At 41.0% G+C, this 19,673-nt stretch carries 16 protein-coding genes; 12 read left to right on the forward strand and 4 right to left on the reverse strand.

What is annotated here, in order from left to right:
- The first annotated feature begins 7 nt into the window (after window positions 1-7).
- The 4 genes from MKY99_RS09235 (at window position 8) to MKY99_RS09250 (ending at window position 7,385) form a co-directional block, all read left to right on the forward strand.
- Window positions 8-1,381 (forward strand): extracellular solute-binding protein, encoded by a 1,374-nt coding sequence (locus MKY99_RS09235; RefSeq protein WP_339270038.1) that lies wholly within the window; start codon window positions 8-10, stop codon window positions 1,379-1,381.
- Window positions 1,382-1,467: 86 nt separating this feature from the next.
- Window positions 1,468-2,364: a sugar ABC transporter permease gene (locus MKY99_RS09240; protein WP_042186594.1), complete on the forward strand. Its 897-nt coding sequence runs from the start codon at window positions 1,468-1,470 to the stop codon at window positions 2,362-2,364.
- Between the two features lie 13 nt (window positions 2,365-2,377).
- Window positions 2,378-3,244 (forward strand): carbohydrate ABC transporter permease, encoded by an 867-nt coding sequence (locus MKY99_RS09245; protein WP_339246646.1) that lies wholly within the window; start codon window positions 2,378-2,380, stop codon window positions 3,242-3,244.
- Window positions 3,245-3,263: 19 nt separating this feature from the next.
- The gene (locus MKY99_RS09250) at window positions 3,264-7,385 is read left to right on the forward strand and encodes a beta-N-acetylglucosaminidase domain-containing protein (protein ID WP_339270040.1); all 4,122 of its coding nucleotides are present in this window, start codon (window positions 3,264-3,266) and stop codon (window positions 7,383-7,385) included.
- A 115-nt stretch (window positions 7,386-7,500) separates the two neighbouring features.
- Here the strand turns inward: MKY99_RS09250 and MKY99_RS09255 are convergent, their stop codons facing one another.
- On the reverse strand, window positions 7,501-7,866 hold the full coding sequence (locus MKY99_RS09255) for a VOC family protein (RefSeq protein WP_339270042.1): 366 nt from the start codon (window positions 7,864-7,866) through the stop codon (window positions 7,501-7,503).
- A gap of 204 nt (window positions 7,867-8,070) precedes the next feature.
- Between MKY99_RS09255 and MKY99_RS09260 the strand changes: the two genes are divergently transcribed.
- The 7 genes from MKY99_RS09260 to MKY99_RS09290 all read left to right on the forward strand — a co-directional run bounded on the left by MKY99_RS09260 (window position 8,071) and on the right by MKY99_RS09290 (window position 15,486).
- A complete protein-coding gene (locus MKY99_RS09260; protein WP_339270043.1) occupies window positions 8,071-10,146 on the forward strand; it encodes an alpha/beta hydrolase fold domain-containing protein in 2,076 nt (691 codons plus the stop codon).
- Window positions 10,147-10,327: 181 nt separating this feature from the next.
- Window positions 10,328-10,909: a TetR/AcrR family transcriptional regulator gene (locus MKY99_RS09265; protein WP_076283286.1), complete on the forward strand. Its 582-nt coding sequence runs from the start codon at window positions 10,328-10,330 to the stop codon at window positions 10,907-10,909.
- Window positions 10,910-10,991: 82 nt separating this feature from the next.
- A complete protein-coding gene (locus tag MKY99_RS09270) occupies window positions 10,992-11,450 on the forward strand; it encodes an FMN-binding protein (RefSeq protein WP_339270045.1) in 459 nt (152 codons plus the stop codon).
- A 20-nt stretch (window positions 11,451-11,470) separates the two neighbouring features.
- Window positions 11,471-11,992, forward strand: coding sequence for a hypothetical protein (locus MKY99_RS09275; protein ID WP_339270047.1), 522 nt, complete (start codon window positions 11,471-11,473; stop codon window positions 11,990-11,992).
- 134 nt (window positions 11,993-12,126) lie between these two features.
- Window positions 12,127-12,774, forward strand: coding sequence for a hypothetical protein (locus MKY99_RS09280; protein ID WP_042186601.1), 648 nt, complete (start codon window positions 12,127-12,129; stop codon window positions 12,772-12,774).
- Window positions 12,775-13,179: 405 nt separating this feature from the next.
- The gene (locus tag MKY99_RS09285; protein WP_339271567.1) at window positions 13,180-13,983 is read left to right on the forward strand and encodes an acyltransferase domain-containing protein; all 804 of its coding nucleotides are present in this window, start codon (window positions 13,180-13,182) and stop codon (window positions 13,981-13,983) included.
- Window positions 13,984-14,247: 264 nt separating this feature from the next.
- Window positions 14,248-15,486, forward strand: coding sequence for an RICIN domain-containing protein (locus MKY99_RS09290; protein WP_339271569.1), 1,239 nt, complete (start codon window positions 14,248-14,250; stop codon window positions 15,484-15,486).
- 131 nt (window positions 15,487-15,617) lie between these two features.
- On the opposite strand, the gene MKY99_RS09295 is transcribed toward MKY99_RS09290, so the two are convergent.
- Window positions 15,618-16,622: a glycosyltransferase family 8 protein gene (locus MKY99_RS09295; RefSeq protein ID WP_339270050.1), complete on the reverse strand. Its 1,005-nt coding sequence runs from the start codon at window positions 16,620-16,622 to the stop codon at window positions 15,618-15,620.
- A gap of 162 nt (window positions 16,623-16,784) precedes the next feature.
- Entirely contained in the window at window positions 16,785-17,720 is a 936-nt protein-coding gene (gene coaA, locus MKY99_RS09300; protein WP_339270052.1) for a type I pantothenate kinase, read from the reverse strand.
- Window positions 17,721-17,872: 152 nt separating this feature from the next.
- Between coaA and MKY99_RS09305 the strand changes: the two genes are divergently transcribed.
- Window positions 17,873-18,979 (forward strand): hypothetical protein, encoded by a 1,107-nt coding sequence (locus MKY99_RS09305; RefSeq protein WP_339270054.1) that lies wholly within the window; start codon window positions 17,873-17,875, stop codon window positions 18,977-18,979.
- Window positions 18,980-19,074: 95 nt separating this feature from the next.
- Here MKY99_RS09305 and MKY99_RS09310 read toward each other — a convergent pair whose 3' ends face one another.
- Window positions 19,075-19,455 (reverse strand): VOC family protein, encoded by a 381-nt coding sequence (locus tag MKY99_RS09310; RefSeq protein WP_283911111.1) that lies wholly within the window; start codon window positions 19,453-19,455, stop codon window positions 19,075-19,077.
- Window positions 19,456-19,673: the final 218 nt, after the last annotated feature.

The following is a 19,673-nucleotide window of genomic DNA, read 5'->3' on the forward strand; positions in this document are numbered from 1 at the left end:
ATAGCCAATGAAAAGCAAGGGTAAAAAGAAAGCGGCATTAAGTCTAGTTATGATGTCCATTGTATTGTCTCTGGCAGGATGTGGCGGGGGGACAAATGGGGCTGAAGCTCCAGCTCCCGAGAAAACAACAGCTGCGACGCAGACTGAGCCAGCGAAGACAGACGAGCCCAAGCCTGAAGAGCCGAAAGTAGCGGGAGACCTCGAAATCCAATACTTTGTCGGTGGTTATGGAGACGGTTGGTGGAAAGAAGTCATTGGTGAATTCAAGAAGAAGTACCCAGATGTCAACATTAAAGAATCCGCAGGTTCACAAATCAACGAGCAAATGAAGCCCCGCTGGATCCAAGGTAATCCGCCAGATGTTGTATACATCGATGGAGCAGGCTCGAACGAAACGCAAATGGTGCTCGACGACCAATTGATGGATATTACAGATTGGGTTAAAGATGCGAAAAATGTGGACGGCGAGCAGCTTACGAGCAACTTGATCGCACCTCCACAAGACTACAGTGGCAAAAACTATACGATTCCACTCGTATTCGGATCATGGGGAACCTTCTATGATGAAACCCTGTTTACTGAAAAGGGATGGGATGTTCCGAAAGATTGGGATAGCTTCCTCGCCACAAGTGAAAAAATCAAAGCGGATGGCGTATATCCTTACATCCATACCGGTAAATACCCATACTACATCGTGGGAGGTCTCTTAAATACAGGTTTTGTATCTGAGAATGGAGACAATCCGCAAATCTTGAAGGATCAAGAAGCAGCAAAAGAAGGTTCTTTCAAAAATGATGCTGTAGCGAATACCTTGAAAAAGATCGTTGATATGAGGGACAAAGGGTATTTCGATAACGCATCGTTCGGTATGAGTCATACAGACTCCCAAATGCTCTTCTTACAGCATAAAGATGCAATGATTCCTAATGGCTTGTGGCTCGAAAATGAAATGAAAAAAGATGTTCCAGAAGGCTTCAAATTTGGATTCATTCCTTCCGTTATGCAAAAGCCAGGCGGTAAATTTGTGGCTATTCCTTACACTAGTAACATTGCAATTGCAAAGAAGGCTAAAAATCCAGATGCAGCAAAAGCATTTATTGAATTTATCTTTACGAAACAAGCCGCAGTTCGTTGGGCTGAGCTGACTGGCGCTTTGATGAACGTCAAGGCAGATCTGGAATCTTCAGGCGCAAGTGATGTTGTTAAAACGGCAATGAAATATTTCAACGGTAGTGACACGATCGTTGCTCCTGTATTTAAATTGGCCGCGGACATTGAGCAGGCTGAGAATGATGCAACCATTGCATTGCTGCAAGGTTCCATTACACCAGAAGAATGGATGGACCGTATGGAGAAGGCGGCAGCCAAAATCCGGAAGTAAATTCATGACTCTTCTTTCTAAACAATCAGAGGACATACGTGCCTCTGATTGTTCTTTCAAATTTAAGGGGAGGATGGCTTACGCCCATGAAGAACAATAAATTGTGGAAACGTAATTTGTTTATTGCGAGTTTCTTGCTGCCTACGTTTGCTATCTTTTGTTTATTCACTATTTATCCGTTGTTTCGAGGCTTGTACTTAAGCTTCTTCGATTGGTCAGGCGGTTCCGAATCGATGAATTTTATCGGTATTGATAATTATAGACAATTATTCTCGGATGAGATCATACCAAAAGCCATTTCGAATGATTATTTCTTGATTTTTTGGAAGGTCATCTTAATCATGTTATTTGCAACGTTTTTCGCAGTATCATTGACCCGTTTGAAATTGAAAGAATACGGTTTTTACCGAGTGGTGTTTTTCTTTCCGAATATCATTTCCGTAGCCGTTATCGGTGTATTGTGGAGTTTTATATACAATCCCCGTCTTGGATTCCTGAATGCATTCATCTCGTTATTTACAGGAAAACCAGTGGAAACGAACTGGTTAGGTGATTCAAACCTCGCAATGTGGTCACTTCTTCCTCCTAGTGTATGGGCTGGTATCGGATTCTATATGCTGCTCATTATCGCTTCTATTCTAGGTATTCCTTCCTCGCTATATGAAGCAGCCAGTATTGACGGTGCGGGGCAATGGCAACAGTTTACTCGAATTACTTTACCCCTGATTTGGGAGCAATTCAAAACCTCTATCATTCACATCGTAATCACAACACTGAACGGCTCCTTTATTATCGTTAAGCTGATGACGGATGGTGGCCCGGATAATCAGACACAAGTGCTCGGTTATTATTTGTATCAGATGGGCTTCAAACAGTTCCATTTAAGCTACGGGGCAACCATCGGGGTGCTGATCTTACTGTTATCTTTAATCACTACTCTAATTTTGCAGCGCATTCTTCACCGAGAGTCCATTGAAATGTAAGGAGGAAAATACTTTGAACGATAATCCCGCCAAAAAACCACTTCTGCTGATATCAAAAATTGCAGTTCGATTTTTCCTCATCTTGTGGAGCTTGGTAGTCTTATATCCTGTTCTTTGGACATTCCTGACATCCTTAAAGGATAATCAGCAGGTTATGCTCGGGAAACCGTGGGATTTCCCATCTATTTTTCGTTTTGAAAACTATTCAAATGTGTGGAGCAGAGCAAACTTTGGCGATTACTTCCTGAACTCCATTATAGTAACCGTGGCTAGTACACTGTTATCGCTTATTATGGCTGCTACAACAGCGTATATATTAGCTCGGTTTACCTTTAAATCTAGAGGCCTGTTTTATTTTGTATACGTTGCTTCAATGATGATTCCAACCACACTCGGATTGATACCGTTGTTCTTTCTTCTCGGAGATATGAATTTGTCCAACTCCTTAGTAGGGCTCACGCTTGTTTATTCTGTCGGAACGATTGGCATCCTTCCATTCGGTATCTTCTTTCTGGTTGGATTTTTCAAGGCACTTCCCCGTGAGCTTGAAGAAGCCGCAACAATTGATGGATCTTCACTATACGGCGTTTTCTTCAAGATCATGTTGCCATTATCGAAGCCAGGATTAATCACAGTAGGAATTATGAATGCTTTAACCGTGTGGAATGAGTACATCATGGCCACGGTATTGATCAACGATCCAGCGAAATACACCATTCCTGTCGGAATAGCCATTATGCAAGGGGAAATGCAGTACAGAACGGAATGGGGGCCATTGTTTGCGGGTCTTTCCATTTCTATGATTCCCGTCATTGTGATGTATGTGTTGTATCAACGTCAAATTACGGGTGGGTTAACAGCAGGTGCGTTGAAAGGTTAATTATAGGAGGGTTAAGGAAATGCCGAAGAAGATTCTCAGTATCTTCATTACACTTATGATGGTGGCCGGCTTGTTCTCCAGTTTTGCAGCTGCAGCGGATGTAGCTTCTAATCTTCCGCAAAAAGATGCAAAATTAAAGGAATCCTATGAAATCTATCCATTACCGCAGCAACAAACAGAAGAAGAGACAACCTTAACCATTACACAAAATGTAAACGTTGTTGTTGAAGATTCGATTGACCAGCCGACAAGAAAGCTGCTTCAAAGGATACTGGATTCCAAATCACTTCAGGTCACTGAGTCAGGAGCTGTAGTAGCAGGGAAAACAAATATCTTTTTGGGAACTAGAAATTCATCAGGCTATGTAGACAACTACTTCACTCAGAATATTCCCTATGAGGCGGATCACTTCAATGAGCTGGACGCTTATGTTCTTAACGTTAGCACCAAGCAACAGAATAAAGGTGTTATTGCGATATTAGGTAAAAATACGGATGCGACTTATTATGGCCTGGCATCGCTGAAGATGATTTTTGATCAAATTCCTGATCTGCAGGTTCGTAATCTCACCATCGAAGATTTCTCTGATACTCGCTCACGGGGATTTATCGAAGGCTTTTACGGCACACCTTGGTCACATGAAGATCGAATGAGCTTGATGCGTTTTGGTGGAGAACTAAAGATGAACACTTATATTTTTGCACCTAAAGATGACAAGTACCATAACGCGCAATGGAGAACACCCTATCCTGCAGCTGAGCTTGCCAAGATCAAAGAACTGGTGGATGTCGGACATGAATCCAAGACGCAGTTTGTATGGGCAATTCATCCAGGGTTCAATATGATCAATTGGAACAATTATGATGGAGAACTTCAAACCTTACTTGCAAAGCTTGAACAATTGTACAGTGTAGGCGTACGTCAATTTGGACTATTTATGGATGATATCAGCACATCACAATCGTTAGTGGATAAGGACAAACATGTTAAGCTTATTACGGATGTTGCGAATTGGGTAACGTCCAAGAAAGACGTCAAATCATTAATTTATTGTCCTCCATATTATAATAAAAGCTGGACGGGAACGACTGGCAGACCCTATCTTGAAGCCTTAAGAAATGTGCCAGAGAATGTAGATATAATGTGGACCGGAAACGGCGTTGTTGCCTCTGTTAATGCAGCAGATATGCAGTGGCCGAAAGATGCACATGGAAGAGACCCTTATATGTGGTTAAACTGGCCAGTGAATGACTATAAGGATGCAAGACTGCTGCTCGGTAAAGCAGAAGTGCTCATTCCAGGTACACATAATATTTCAGGTGTAGTGTCTAATCCTATGAAGCATGCGGAATTATCTAAGATCGGTATATTCGCGGTTGCGGATTACACTTGGAATGTAGATGATTTTGATCAAGAGGAGAGCTGGCTCGATTCATTTCAGCATATTGCCCCTGAAGTTGCTTCTGAGCTTAATACGATCGCCTATCATATGAGTGACCCATCGCCTAGCGGTCATGGACTTGTAGTAGGTGAATCGGAAAATATCAAAGCTGAGCTAGCGCAATTCTTAAGTGAATACTCAAGTGGTCAGCCGATAGAAACGACGGGGAATACATTGATTCAAGAATTTGATCTAGTATTGGATGCCATCGCGTCGTTTAGAGTAAATAACACGAATGAAAATATGGAAGAAGAAATTGATCCATGGCTAAATAGCTTGCAAAATGTCGTTCTTGCCGATAAATCGGCAGTTCTCTCTGCGATAGCAATCCAGAAAGAGAATGTTGATCAGGCATGGGAAGCACTGGCTAAGGCCACAAGCGCATTAAGCTTATCCAAAACATTCAAAATTGAGAAGCTTAATTCTCCAGATGTGACAGTTGAGGCAGGAGCAAAGCGGCTGGTTCCTTTTGCTGAGCAGCTCATCAATAAACTGGATGCTCAGATTTATACTTTGGTGGACCCGGAATATGTTAAACCTCTAGCTGTAAGCTCTTATGGTTCTCCTTCAGGATTAAACCTGATGGTAGACGGAGATTTAGCAACGAACGTCTATATTCAGACCCTTCAACAGAATGGAGACTGGTATGGTGTTGATTTTGGAAAAACCATTAAAGTGGAAGAAATTGCGATCACACAAGGTAGAAATGATGCGGATCACGATATATTCCAAAGGGGGATCCTTGAGTATTCCGTGAACGGTCAAGAATGGACTGCAATCGGAGAAGAGCGTTCCGGGTATAAAATTTCTGCTTCCGGGCTCAATGTGGAGGCAAGGATGGTTCGATATCGATTGACTCATGCTGGAATACCTGGAGGTAAGCCTGATTTATGGACGGCAGTTCGCGAGTTTTCCGTAAATGCAGGTAAAGATAAGGTAGCCATTTACACCGATGTGACAGAGTTGAAGGATACTCCTGTTATGGTAGCAGATAATTCTGTGCAATTATCGAATATGAACGGAATCACATTAAAGCCATCTCAATATGTTGGGATTAATTTGAAATCCATTGAAGAGATCACGCAAGTGGTGTTGGAAGCTTCAAACGGAGAAGTCCGGTTAGAATCATCAAAGAACGGTGTGGAATGGGAACAGGTTAATGAGGGGAATGGGGCGTTTGCTAGTGCTGCCTATTTCCGGATCATAAACAAGGGAACTGAGAATATCACTGTAGATCTGACAAGGCTCATGATCAAGCTGAACAAATTCTCTCCACCAATGATTACTCATAATTACGGAAGCATTTATGAAGGTTCTATCAACAACGTGTACAATGCTTCTTTAGAGAACAAGGTTTGGTTCGGCTCGATTCAATCGAAAGGGAAGTATATTCAGATCGACATGGGCGGTGTGGTGAATGTCCAGAATGTAGCTGTCGTGATTGGAGACGGTGAAGGAGATTTCTTCCGTAAGGGAGATTTACAGCTGTCACTAGACGGACAGACATGGGATACGATCCATACGTTTACTAATCCAAATGATCGGAGTTTGAATTTCCCTGAGCATGAGGTGCCTTACCGTTATAAGCGTGTTCAAGTTGACGGCGGCAAGCAAGCCCGCTATGTAAGATTGATTTCAACTGAAACCTATGATGCATGGCTCGCGCTTAATGAAATTTTGGTTAATGAAGGGATTGAAAGACCGGGAACTTCCAATCCGGCTATCCAGGCTGAACCTGCAGGAAACATAGGAAATGAAGCATTGCTGTCCGTTGACAAAAAGCTATCCACCTTCTATATGCCGGGTACTGGGAATACGGGTTCCTTAAATTATAAGTTGTCGAAGGATACAAAGGTAAAAGAAGTGATAGTTTTGCAAAATCCATCGGATAATTCAAACGCTGCGGTGTCCGTGCGAGATGCGAGTGGATGGCATAAGGTAGGTAACCTGTCCTCATCTTATAATACATTTGATACCTCCAAGTATAGTAATGTGTTTGAAGTGAAGATTCAGTGGGAGGGTTCAACTAAACCCAAAATCCACGAGATCATTACCGTTAAAAAAGACGGGAATGGTGAGGTTGATCCATCGGGTAAGATGACTTCTGTTCTGTCTGGGGTAGACACTGTAGCTGGAGGTAATGACTTTCAACTGGCGTTTGGGGTAAAAAGTGTAACAGATGCTGTATATGCGATGGATATAACCATGAACTATGATCCTAAGCTATTGGAATTCAAGGCTGCTACTTCCTTGCGTAGTGGAATCCAGGTGCTTGAAACTGCTAATCACACGCCTGGAAAACTACGACTCCTGGTGGTGAGTGAAGGTGCGGGAAATGCTGTGACTGGCAATCTGCAGCTGTTATCCTTGGATTTCGGTACTAAAACAGTAGCGGAAGCTACAGAGAGTACTATTCAGATTGAAAAAGTGATCGTAGCAGATGCGGAAGGCAAGGAGAGCGAAACTGTTACGTCGAGCCATAAGCTCAAGATAACAGCAAAAGAGCCGGAGCCTGGTATGACTGGTGACATCAATAAAGATGGCAAAGTGTCCATCGGTGACTTGGCGATTGTTGCTGCTAATTATGGCAAGGATACCAGCAGTCCGGATTGGGCTGAGGCTAAACGTGCCGATATCAATAAAGATGGTGTGATTGATTTGAAAGACTTGGCGCTGGTAGCTCGTAAGATAACAGAATGAGTAGTAGCCTTCAACCCATAACAAATTAGCAGATATAATTAAAAAAAGGAGTGTCACCGCAGCCATTTCATGGCTTTTGGGACACTTCCTTTTTTTTTGCTTGAAGAGTGCTAGCCTAGCTATGCTCCGCTAACTGTACCTCGAAGCCGTCCGGGTCCAGTATATAGAAGAATCGCAAGTGGGGATTTGGCATGATCGGTCCTCGCGCAACGGGGATGCCTTGGCTTGTCAAATACTCCATGGCATCGTCGAGCGACTCCACTTCAAAACCAACGGAAACGCCGGCTTCCGGCTTCAGAGCCGGGTCGCTACCTTGAATAAGCTCGATTTTGGGCTGATCCGCAGTGCCTAACATAACAATCTGCTTGCCTCTACTCTCAAATCTGCGTTCAATGGGAAGCCCCAAAATCCTGTTATAAAAATCAAGGGAAGCCTCCAGATCGCGCACCCTAAGCGTTACCCAATTCATGCTCAACTTCATGATTGTAATGTCCTCCTCTATCTATTTCTATGACTAAGCCGATTCTACTTAATTATACGCTTTCTTGTTCACTAAAAGTTCGTAATATTAAACCTAATTCACGAAGGAATACATAATTGTTAAACGATGCCTTGAATTCTAGAATGATGATATTGGAATTATATTACTTTTTCAAATCCAAAATCATTCTGGGAGGTTGTCATAATGAAGCGTAGGCTTATTTACGTTCTTACGATCCTAGTAATCGTTCTAGGTTCCTGGTTGTTACTGCATAACCAAGAGAATAAGAGCGCTTTAGAAAAGGAAGGAAAAGAAGTGACTAACGTGATTAGTACATCAGCGGCTAAAGTTACTGTCAATAACGGACAAATTTCGGTTCAGTACTTGACTCCCGCTTATAAGGTTACAGTGAAAGGAGATATTTTGTATGCGAGCAAGAAGAATGAGACAGATGCTCTAGAACCGCTGAAACTCGATCTGTACGAGCCGTCTGGCGATAATAACGAGAAGAGGCCTGTATTTATTTTCATTCACGGTGGTGGTTATACAGAAGGGAATAAGAACGATGCAGCAGACTTTTCTACGGGATTGGCGAAGCGAGGATATGCTGTATTGTCCGTTGATTATAGGCTGAAAAAAGATCCATTTACTAATTTCAGCCGCACACTTAATGACGCTTATGAAGATATAACCGATGTGATTAAATGGATCAACGATAACGCAGAGATTTACGGGATGGATGCAAGCCGTATTGTTATCGGTGGTGATTCGGCGGGGGGACATCTAGCCATAAACTTTGTCAATCAATATGTATCACAGGATCCTTCCATCATTAAATCTGTATTTTCTATTGTTGATATTTATGGCGGTGATCTGACGAAAAGTGCGGACAGTAAGCTGCCGCCGGTCCTCATCATTCATGGAACGATAGACAAACTGGTGCCGTACCAGCAAAGTGTTGAATTGGCCGAACAGCTGAAAGAGAAGGGGGTGTATCATAATCTACTCACCATGGAAGGTGTCGGACATGACTACAAGAATGATAAATACATCGATGAAATTATGGAGACGACAACACATTTTCTATGGAATGTCATGAATAGTTCTGATCTTGCAAAGCTGCCAGAAGATTCCGGAATTTCGATTGCTTCCGGCGACGCCTTTGATATTAAGCTGCCTGACGCCTATCGCATTCCTGCGAAGGAGTCGATGAACATCGATTTGCCTGAGGGCTGGATACTTCGTGAACAGGAGGAAGAAGATAGACTTCGGATACAGGTTCCGGATGGCTTGGTACGAGGAAACGATACACTGTTTGTCTCACGAGGCGAAGATCCTAAAACGGCAATGAGCTTCGCTGTCAATGTTAACGTAATCGACCCGCTGACGGTGAAATATGAGACATTTTATGATGAAGCTGCCAAGGAATTAAAAACTCATATGGATGTTACTAATCAGTCTACGAACAATTTCAATGGTTCAGTGGAAGCCGATTATGAAACAGGACGTTCTACTCAGGGGACCTACAACGCCATTGTGGAGAATCTGGAATCAGGAAAGAGTGTCCGGTTAGAGATTCCTGAGCTTGCTAGAGGACAACGGACGCTTAAATCTTATAATGACATAGGTAATCTATTGCAGACGACGTTAGATTCCTTTAACGCACTGTTGTTGCCAAAACTCAGTAAGCCCATTGAAATCAATGGTAACCTATCAGATTGGAGTGATCTGGCTCGCTTTGATGTGAAGGATATCAAAATCAATGGTTGGCAAGGTGAGCAGGATATCAGTGCGACTGGTTCCTTAACTTGGGACGAGGATAACCTTTATCTAGGGGTAGAAGTTATAGATGACAAGCATGAACAGTCGGCATCAGGCGATGCCATTTGGAGTGGGGACAGCATTCAGATTGGGATTGGTATTGCAAACTTAGACGGAACGGTACCCTCGGAGTATCATGAACTAGGTGTGGCTCGGGGAAATGCAGGGAATTTACTCAAGTGGCGCTGGCTAACCCCAATGGGATTCAATATAAATGATGCCCTAGAGCTAAAGTATGCGGTGAGTCGTTCAGATTCAACAACCAGCTACGAATTAGCCATACCCTGGCGTGAACTGAGCCATGACATTACGCAGGTGAAGCAAGGAATGAAGCTTAAGTTTTCGCTGCTGGTCAATGATAATGACGGCGAGGGGCGTAGAGGCTGGCTGGAATACAATAGTGGCATAGGTTCTTCGAAGGATGTTAATGCCTTCGGGGATCTGTACCTGATGGATTAAGAGGATCTCATGAAACTATAAGTTTCTGTAACTATCGGGAAAACGGCAGAGATGCCGTTTTTTTATTTTATTGTCGCTCAATGAACGAAAAGATAACAAATAAGTTTTGCATTGACACATCCAACTTTTGACATTATGATATGAATGAAAAAATAATTATTCATTCATGGAGATGCGGAAAGTGGAAGATAAAAAAACAAAGATTTATGATTGTGGGAAAGAGATATTTAGCAATAAAGGTTTTAAGGATACGAATGTCTCGGACATTACAAAAAAAGCTGGAATAGCTATAGGAACCTTTTACAATTATTATCCTTCTAAGGAAAAGCTTTTTATGGATATCTTTCTTGAAGAAAATGCGAAACTCAAAAAAAACTGTATGGAATCCCTTGACATGACCCAAAGCCCTGTGATTGTAATTCGGCAGATGATGGCACTCAATGTGGAAGGCATAATATCCAACCCCATTCTAAAGGAATGGTACAACAAAAGTGTTTTTGGGAAAATCGAACAGCTTTATCGAGAAGAAACCGGCATTCAGGTGAACGATTTCTTATATGACAGCTTCCATGAAATTGTGCAGCAATGGCAAACCGAAGGCAAGATGCGAAGCGATATGGACAGCAAAATGATTATGATGGTCTTCGCCGCCATGATCAATGTGGAGACCCACAAGGAAGAAATAGGACTGGAGTTCTTTCCACAATTACTGGACCATATGATGGAACTAATCATGAAGGGTCTTACAGACTGCCCCAAATAGAACGAATGAGGCAGTTTTTTTATCCCTTAAAATGAATGAATATTATAATATTCATTCAAAAACTGAGAAGAGGGGCATGCGAATGAACATTGTTGTAAGTAGTAAAAGGAAGATCTCAATGTGGATGGTTATACTGATCATCTTCGTCGTGATTGTAGTCATCGTATGGGGAGGGATTTTCTTAAGCGCTCCAGGGAGGCGTGAAGTTCAGAAGCTTACTATCGACGTCATTGATTTTCAAAAGCTGCGTGATGGAACCTATGTGGGAGAATATATCGGCACAAAGGATCATTCCAGAGATACCAAGGTTCAGGCATCAATATCTGAGGGTCAAATTTTAGATATTAAAATACTCAAAGGCGCTTTAGATAAAAATGGAAATCTGCTGAAAATGAAGGGGGGGATAAGCATTGGTGATTTGTTTAGACATGTGATTGAATCACAATCCCTTCAGGTAGACGTTATTAGTGGGGCAACGCTTACCTCTAAAGCACATCTTAAGGCACTAGAAAATGCACTGGAGCAAGCAAAGACGAAATAATTCGTTTCAGGAGGGCTAAGATGAACATTGCAGTCATATCGTATTCATTCACAGGCAACAATGATGCATTAGCTGGCAGTGTGGCTAAAGAACTGTCGTCTGAATATTTTCAGATTTCTGAATCCAAGCCGCGGACATTGAGTTCCATTACAATGGATATGATTTTCAGTAGGATACCATTGGTACAGCCATCACCTAATGTATTAGTGAAGTATGATTTGATCCTCTTTTTGGGACCGATCTGGATGGGGCAAGTGGCCACACCACTCCGACCCTATTTAAAGCATTTGAAAACAAACCCGAACAAGTATGGTTTTATTTCAATCAGTGGCGGAGCGGACGGACCCAACACGAAGGTACCAGGCGAACTCAGGAAAAGAACTGGTGCTGATCCCGTTGTATTTATAGATCTGTATATCGCTGACTTAATATCGACAAATCCTAAACCGACACGGAAAGCTACTTCTGCTTACAAGTTAGATCCTGGGGATATCAAACAATTAACCAGTATAGTAGTGAAGAAAATAATGGATGTGACTTAAGTAAGAGTTGACCCATAAATAAACGGCAGAGATGCCGTTTATTTATTTTCTCCTCAACTGGTAGGAATTTGTCTATTATTAAAGTGTCAGTTCAATTCACTAGATGGTATGATAGGAGCGGGAGGGAATTTAAAATGACCAATGAGATAACAAATGAGAACGAAGAAACATTAAACGAGAACGAGGAAATAACCAATGATCCAGAAATGTCTGAGGAGGATATGAATAAGCTAGTGATGGCTGTTCATCATAACGGTCTCGTAGCTTTGAGAGTGCACTTTCAAGACGTTGAAGGACAAGTGTTGAATATGGAGGCCTACGGCCCGGTTTTTGTTTTTCACGTAAAGTCTGAGTTAGACCATGTCTATTCTTGTGGCTTTTTTCTGCGTGAATTGATTGCAAGATTCCAATCGGGTAAGGATCCTGCAGCATGGATGGCTTCATTCTTTGTTGATCTGATGAAGATTGAGGGAGGCAAAACGCTTCCAAAACCACCTTCAAGTGAAGAAGAAGCTAAAGCGATCATAGACAATGTATTAGTTCCGCAATGTATAAAAGAAATCACCGAAGAATTTGCGCCAGAAGATGTACATGTTGGTCTAGCTTGGAACGAAAAACTAGGTCCGGTTTTCGAGGCTGGATTTCCAGCGATAAGCGATGGGAATAACGTTTGTGCGTTCCCACTGCATTTATTGTTAACGCACTTGCAATTGAATCGGGATCCTTCCGAGCTGCTTGTTCAAGGCATGTATAACATCCGTAAGGAACATGGATTGGAGTAAAACAGGCTCCGAGCCCTGGCCATCCATAAAACAAAGAAACGGCAGAAATGCCGTTTCTTTTGTTTTATTTTATGAGTTCTTACAATCCGTAGAATCAATTCACTTCAGAAGCGCTTTTGTATTCACTAGTTGTTAGGCCTGTAATGTGTTTAAATACTTTACTGAAATAAATGCAATCTTCCAAATCGATGGGACTTTTGGTACCACAGCCGCCATCGGAGAGCTATTGCTGCAAAGTCATAAGGAGTGCGGTCAACGATTCCGTTGACAACAGAAGCACTTGATTCTATATTATGCACAACACGAAATGGCTTTTATAGTTATGAATTTAGCATTTCAGCACGTGAAAATATATATTTGAAGGCTATGATTTAACGTGGTCTTCTAGGAGGTTTTATAGTGAACATGAGAGCATTGTGTGAAAGAATAAAGCTTGATCCTGCTGCTAGACATCAGGTCTATGAGTTTCAGATGAAGGAGGATGAATATCTGGTTTATAAACAACATTTTTATTTTGACAGATTTTCTTTTTTTGAATCTGTGAAAGCATCGGAGGGTTATCGAAAGCTTCTATTATATTTATTTGTGAGATTCGCAGTAGATGCTTATGAAGAGTATCGTATTCGTAACATTGAGGACGAGATCTATTATGATACGTTCTCAGATATTCAGATCTGGTGCATGCAATGTCTGCGTGATCACGGTGAATATGGTATTGAAGAATACAACTGGCTGCAAGAGCATGTTCAACTTCGTTTGTTTCGTTTGGGAAGAATGCAATTTCAACCTTTTGCGATGGACAGGGATTTAGTCGTGGATGGTTGTAAAGTCTTTACCAATCAGATCGTGCTTAATGTGCACATTCCAGCGGGAGAGCCTTTATCCGTTCAAAGTGTCGAGGAATCCTTTCAGTTAGCCAGAGTTTTTTTTAGAGGAATAACTCCAGTGTTTATTTGTCATTCATGGCTGCTTGATCCGGAATTAAGTGAGATTTTGAACCCAGAATCGAACATTATTCAGTTTCAAAGTCGGTTCTACATTTATGAAGTCGATAAAAGTTCCAAGGAAGCAGAAGAAAGAATATTTAGTAAACTAAGTATGACCCCGCAAGAGTACGAAGAGAACACCCAACTGCAACGGCGTGCAAAAGCCTTTTTAATTGCAGGAGGTAAACTAGGAAGTGGCTATGGGATTAAAGTACATAAGTAAGGTTGAAATCTTGGCATATTACGGATAGAGAAGACGTACACTGCAAATGAAGTGATGCGTTAACCTGACTCTGGCTGTAATAGCTGGTTTTGGGGATAGTGTTTTGTTTTATCCAAAAACGAAACCGGTTTCAAATGTACGAGCGCGCCGTGCAATGAAATCAATAAGATCAAAGAGGTGATTCCATTGGGCTGACCCTGGGCAGATATCGTCTTAAGCATTCCTGTGTCCTATAATTTTTTCATTTATTAGGAGGAGACGATGATGTTGAGAAAAGGAAAAATGCTAAGTCTATTTCTGCTGTTTACACTCATGATTGCTCTAGTGCCTACAGGTAATTCAAGTGCAGCCTCGAACTGGAATCTGATATGGAGTGATGAATTTGACGGGAATTCTCTGAATACTAATAATTGGTCGGCTGAAATCGGCACGGGTATCGACGGTTGGGGAAACCATGAGCTTCAGTATTATACCAGTCGTCCACAGAACCTGCAGGTAACAGGTGGCAATCTAGCAATAACAGCGCAAAAAGAATCGTATGGAGGAATGAATTATACCTCTGCACGGATCAAAACACAGGGACTTAAAAGTTTTACCTATGGAAAAATCGAAGCTAGAATCAAGCTGCCTTCAGGCCAAGGACTCTGGCCGGCGTTTTGGATGCTGGGATCGAATATTGATTCGGTGGGTTGGCCGAATTCTGGGGAAACGGACATTATGGAGCATGTGAACAATAATGCTTCTGTTAATGGGACGGTACACTGGGATGCCAATGGGCATGCTAGTTATGGTCAGGTTTCCGGTAATCTTGATTTCTCTCAGTACCATGTGTACAGCGTAGAATGGGATACGAATTATATTAAATGGTTTGTTGATGGCAACCAATATAATGCTTTTTATATCGAGAACGGAACTGGAAATACGGAGGAATTCCAGAAACCTTTCTTCATTCTGCTAAACCTTGCAGTGGGTGGGGATTGGCCTGGAGGACCAAACGGTTCAACTGCTTTCCCTGCACAAATGCTGGTTGATTACGTACGTGTGTATCAGACTACGCCTAACTCAAGCATCGTGAGTGGCGGGATTTATACTTTGGCTGATAAGGCTAGTGGTAAGGTTCTCGACGTTATAGATGTTTCTACAGCAAACGGGGCAAAGATGCAGCAATGGACCAATTACACAGCTAATAATCAGAAATTCAAAGTGGAAAGTACGGGAGACGGCTACTATAAGCTGACAGCAGTGCATAGTGGAAAAGTGTTGGATGTGCCGAACTCATCAACCGTCAGTGGTGTACAGTTGCAGCAGTGGGATGACAATGGTACCAACGCTCAGCGGTGGAGCATTGTAGATGTAGGGGGTGGATACTACAAACTAATTTCTAAAGTGAGTGGATTAGCCATGGATGTAAACGGAGCCTCAACGGCAGACGGTGCAGCGGTTCAGCAGTGGACGGATAATGGAAGCGATGCTCAGAAATGGTTTTTTACTAAATTGAACTAAAAGGATCTATTATACGATCATGTTCAAGAAAAACGGCAGAGTGCCGTTTTTCAGAATGACGAGAAACCCAATTCACTGGATGGCCTTGGGTTTCTCGAGAGACTGAGCCCCTATTCAATAGGGGCTGCCTTTTAGCGTTTAATGCGTCGTTGGTTTTGTATTCTTGTGTTGATTACAATGCCTTTTCTCCTTCTTATCGTTCTAATTAATTTCAATTGAAACAGCGAAAGGGGCGAGATTCTTGTGCGAATAATTTTAATTCTACGTTTATAAATGATTCGTCTATTACTTTTTCGCATGAACCGCCGCTTAACATAGCTGACCTTCTGTCTTCTTCGTTTTAATTTGGCTTTAAAAGTTCTCCAAGGGGTTAAATTTAGGAACTTGCGATACAGCGCAAACCCTGAGGAGTCTTTATTCCAGCATTTCTCATCCCCGGCAAAATGGACAATTTTATTATTATAGTCATGATTTGGGATGGCCATGTTAAATGAATTAAAACGGATATCGAGTGGGAGGTAATTCGCTCCAAAAACCGCATTTAAAACATCCTGGTCAGGCATGGTGACATCAGGGAAAGTGCGCAAGAAGTTCAGCATCTCTTGGTACCAGTTCGTATTCTGGCGGATATTATTCAAAGCAAATACGATCACTCCAGAATTAAAATAAATCTCGGGATTCAGCCCTTTGGCGCTCACAATAGGTGCAACATCCATAATGCCCTGATCCCAAATCGCCCCTAAATATTTTTCATTCAGCTCGACCTGCCACAGCTCCGCGATGTCTATGTTTACCAATACATCACAATCCAGATAAATAATTTTGTCAGAAGGAATTAACGCGGGAAGCAGCAATCGGTACATACTTGCATGTGTCCACATATCGATAGAATTAATATTGGCAAGAACCTGGAGCATATCTTCGGGTAAAGTAATCGAATAAAAGCTAATCGTATGCTGATGTTTAGTGGTTAATCTGGTGAGCTTTCGCTTGTTAACTTCGGTTAAAGAGGCATCATGTAAAATATGAACATGGATTGGGGAACTTGTATGATGAAAAACTGACGCTAAAACGACACCGGCATGCTCTACATATTTTCCATCCTTATCTTGAAAGGCCAAGGCAATTTCGATCATTTGATTTATCCTCTCTCTACATTAGTGTACGAATGTACCACAGTATACGTTTGCCCTGGCAAGAGGATAAAGGCATTACACCTACGATATTCACCCAATTTTTTTTGCACATAAAAAAACCAAGCTCTGCAAATCAGAGACTTGGTTTGTTAGAACGATTTCTTATTTTCGCAGCTTAATACAGTCTATGTGATGGTTGTTATTTTTAAATAGAATAAGATCTGCACGATTTCTGGTAGGCAAAATATTGTGTATCAAATTTTCAAAATTGATTTCTTTCCATATTCTTTTGGAGATCTCGATAGATTCTTCTAGTGATAACTGTGCATATTTTTTAAAATAAGATTGCTCATCTTGGAAGGCGGTATCTCTAAGCTTAATAAACCGGTCAATATACCATTTCTCAATATTATTCACATCAGCATCCACATAAATTGAAAAATCAAAGAAATCAGATACAAAATAGTTTGGCATACTTTGATTAATTGTCAAACTAGTCTGAAGAACATTTAATCCTTCAACAATTAGGATGTCCGGGTTCTCGATCGTAATACATTCATTTGGCACGATATCATAAGTTAGATGCGAGTATACAGGACTTTGAACACCCGAAACACCAGACTTCACTTTAGTTAAAAATGAAATTAAACTACGTGTGTCGTAGCTTTCAGGAAATCCCTTTTTCTTCATGATTCCACGCTTTTCCAGCTCAGCATTGGGAAGTAGAAACCCGTCAGTTGTAACTAAATCTACTTTTGGATGAGAAGGTAATTGAGAGAGGAGCTTCTGAAGAAGTCTAGCGGTTGTACTCTTGCCAACAGCGACACTTCCGGCGATGCCTATGATAAATGGACCTTTTTTAAGATCGTTATTAAGAAAGTGATTTATAGAATCTTTAAATGTATGAGAGGCTTGAAGCTGCAAATGTATCAATTGGGATAGAGGAAGATAGACCTCATTTACATCCTCAATCGAAATTTTATCGTTAATACTTTGGATATCACTAAGCTCTTCTTCTGATAATTGGATAGCAGTGAAATCGCTTAGCTTCTTCCAATCCTCACGTAAATAAAGTGTATATGCTGAATTATTCACCATTAAAGTTTCCACATCCCTGAGTTTTTTAAAGATTCACCTGCACTTAGGTATTATAACCGTTCATTCAACTTGATTCCATTCATAGCAATCGACATTAGTATGGACATTATGGAGAATTCATTTCAATAAATAGGAAAATAAATTAAAATATAGTGAACGAGGAAGAATGGAGTGGAACCATGGGAGTTTTTCGAAAAGTTGAAGTATTAACGGATTACACGCGCAAGGGTACGTTCCAAGAAGAGTCAGAGCCCAGAAAAATCGTGATAAGTATTTATTATCCGGATAAGGATGGTTTGCTCGATAACAACGAATCTGAAATGAAATATATGGATCTTTTCCGGCCCTGTGAACAACATGCAAGAGAAATTCTAGAAGATATTGGAATGAATATGGATATCATAGATGGATTATCTACCTCAATCAGCGAGGGAGCATTGCAACAAAAATCTAAACGATCCTATCCTGTCATTATCTACTCTCCTGCACTAGGCTTAGATAGAGATATGTATATTTACAATATACAAGCGCTGGTAAAGCGAGAATTTATAGTGGTAACCGTCAGTGCTGCTTATGAAGCCATGTTTACAGTTAGTCCAAGTGGAGAATTTATGAATCAATCAGAGGTCATGAGGACAATACAGGCTACAGATTATAGCGAATTACATCACTTAATTTCTATTCGAAAAAAGGATATAAAGTATGTATTAGATCACCTATCCAATCTGAATTCAAGAATGGAAAGTTTTGATATGGACAAGGTTGGCATTGTTGGACATTCAATCGGTGGTGCTACTGCATTAGATTTAACTATGGAAGATGATAGAATTAAAGCCGCAGTTTTATTAGATGCAAGTATGCATTTATATATTGAGAATGAAGTGAACAACAACTCGGTACCCCTACTTGTATTAAGGCAAAATGCTTCTGCTTTAGAATCCTTAAGCATTATTTTACAGGAGAAAATAGCAAATGATTTCATCAAAGGACAAGAGAAGCTTTTTCGGAATTGGAAAGGATATAAATCTTTTTTGAAAATACGAGGTGCTACGCATATGTCTTTTAGTGATATGCCTCTTTTTGAGGAGGACGAAGCTTTATATCATAGAACTTGTGGGATTCATAATCAGATAAATGAGCTTGTCGCTAATTTTTTTCAGGAGCATCTATTGAATCAGGGTAATGCTTATTCTACATTCGTTAGTTATAATCATAGTGATTTCTGTGTGATCAATGGCAGTGGAGATGAAATTCTGTAATCTAGCATACAGGATTTCAAGGGATGTTCGTGTGGGTAAGAAGCTATGAGGTCTCTTTTGAAAAATAAGAAAAACGGCCGAGGGCCGTTTTTTTCTTATCCTTTGATCCCAAAAGCAATCCAGCGCCCATCGATATCTTCAATAACAAATTCCTTGTTATTATAGTCGGTGTTTGCTAATGCTCGGACAATGTTAACACCAGCGGCTTCGAATTCTTTTTCCAGCTGCTCTTGCTGTTTCGTAATAAAATAGGCATCGTAACCATAGCCATACAATTCTCGATTAGGAATAACTCTTTGTCCTTGGGATTGAGTCAGGATAATTTCAGTATCATCACGATACAGACAAATATGCGGTTCCTCCGTATCTAAATAGGGCACAACTTGAAAGCCTAAGTATTGACTGTAATAAGCAGCCGTTCGCTCAATATTCAGGGTAGGAAAGATGCTATGTGATTGTAAAAGCTTTTTGTCCACTTGTGAGTTCATCCTTTCTAAGAAAATAGATACCCATATATTACCTTGCGACAAAGATTTCAACAATACGTGGAGCTATTAATTCGCAGGAGACATTCATGGTTGACACCATAGATATTCTATAATAATATACATGCATGAGCATACATTAATTAATTTCTGCTAAAACATGTTTTTAATGTTCATAATAAATTTAGTTTTTTATAAAGAGGAGAGAT

Origin of the sequence: Paenibacillus sp. FSL R5-0470 (assembly GCF_037975205.1) — a bacterium.
Taxonomy (GTDB): domain Bacteria; phylum Bacillota; class Bacilli; order Paenibacillales; family Paenibacillaceae; genus Paenibacillus_AQ.

Bases quoted from the DNA above. Each gene is read 5' to 3' on its own strand.
- MKY99_RS09235 (WP_339270038.1), top strand. From the start codon at position 8: ATGAAAAGCAAGGGTAAAAAGAAAGCGGCATTAAGTCTAGTTATGATG.
- MKY99_RS09240 (WP_042186594.1), top strand. From the start codon at position 1,468: ATGAAGAACAATAAATTGTGGAAACGTAATTTGTTTATTGCGAGTTTC.
- MKY99_RS09250 (WP_339270040.1), top strand. From the start codon at position 3,264: ATGCCGAAGAAGATTCTCAGTATCTTCATTACACTTATGATGGTGGCC.
- MKY99_RS09255 (WP_339270042.1), bottom strand. From the start codon at position 7,866: ATGAAGTTGAGCATGAATTGGGTAACGCTTAGGGTGCGCGATCTGGAG.
- MKY99_RS09260 (WP_339270043.1), top strand. From the start codon at position 8,071: ATGAAGCGTAGGCTTATTTACGTTCTTACGATCCTAGTAATCGTTCTA.
- MKY99_RS09270 (WP_339270045.1), top strand. From the start codon at position 10,992: ATGAACATTGTTGTAAGTAGTAAAAGGAAGATCTCAATGTGGATGGTT.
- MKY99_RS09275 (WP_339270047.1), top strand. From the start codon at position 11,471: ATGAACATTGCAGTCATATCGTATTCATTCACAGGCAACAATGATGCA.
- MKY99_RS09280 (WP_042186601.1), top strand. From the start codon at position 12,127: ATGACCAATGAGATAACAAATGAGAACGAAGAAACATTAAACGAGAAC.
- MKY99_RS09285 (WP_339271567.1), top strand. From the start codon at position 13,180: ATGAGAGCATTGTGTGAAAGAATAAAGCTTGATCCTGCTGCTAGACAT.
- MKY99_RS09290 (WP_339271569.1), top strand. From the start codon at position 14,248: ATGTTGAGAAAAGGAAAAATGCTAAGTCTATTTCTGCTGTTTACACTC.
- MKY99_RS09295 (WP_339270050.1), bottom strand. From the start codon at position 16,622: ATGATCGAAATTGCCTTGGCCTTTCAAGATAAGGATGGAAAATATGTA.
- coaA (WP_339270052.1), bottom strand. From the start codon at position 17,720: ATGGTGAATAATTCAGCATATACACTTTATTTACGTGAGGATTGGAAG.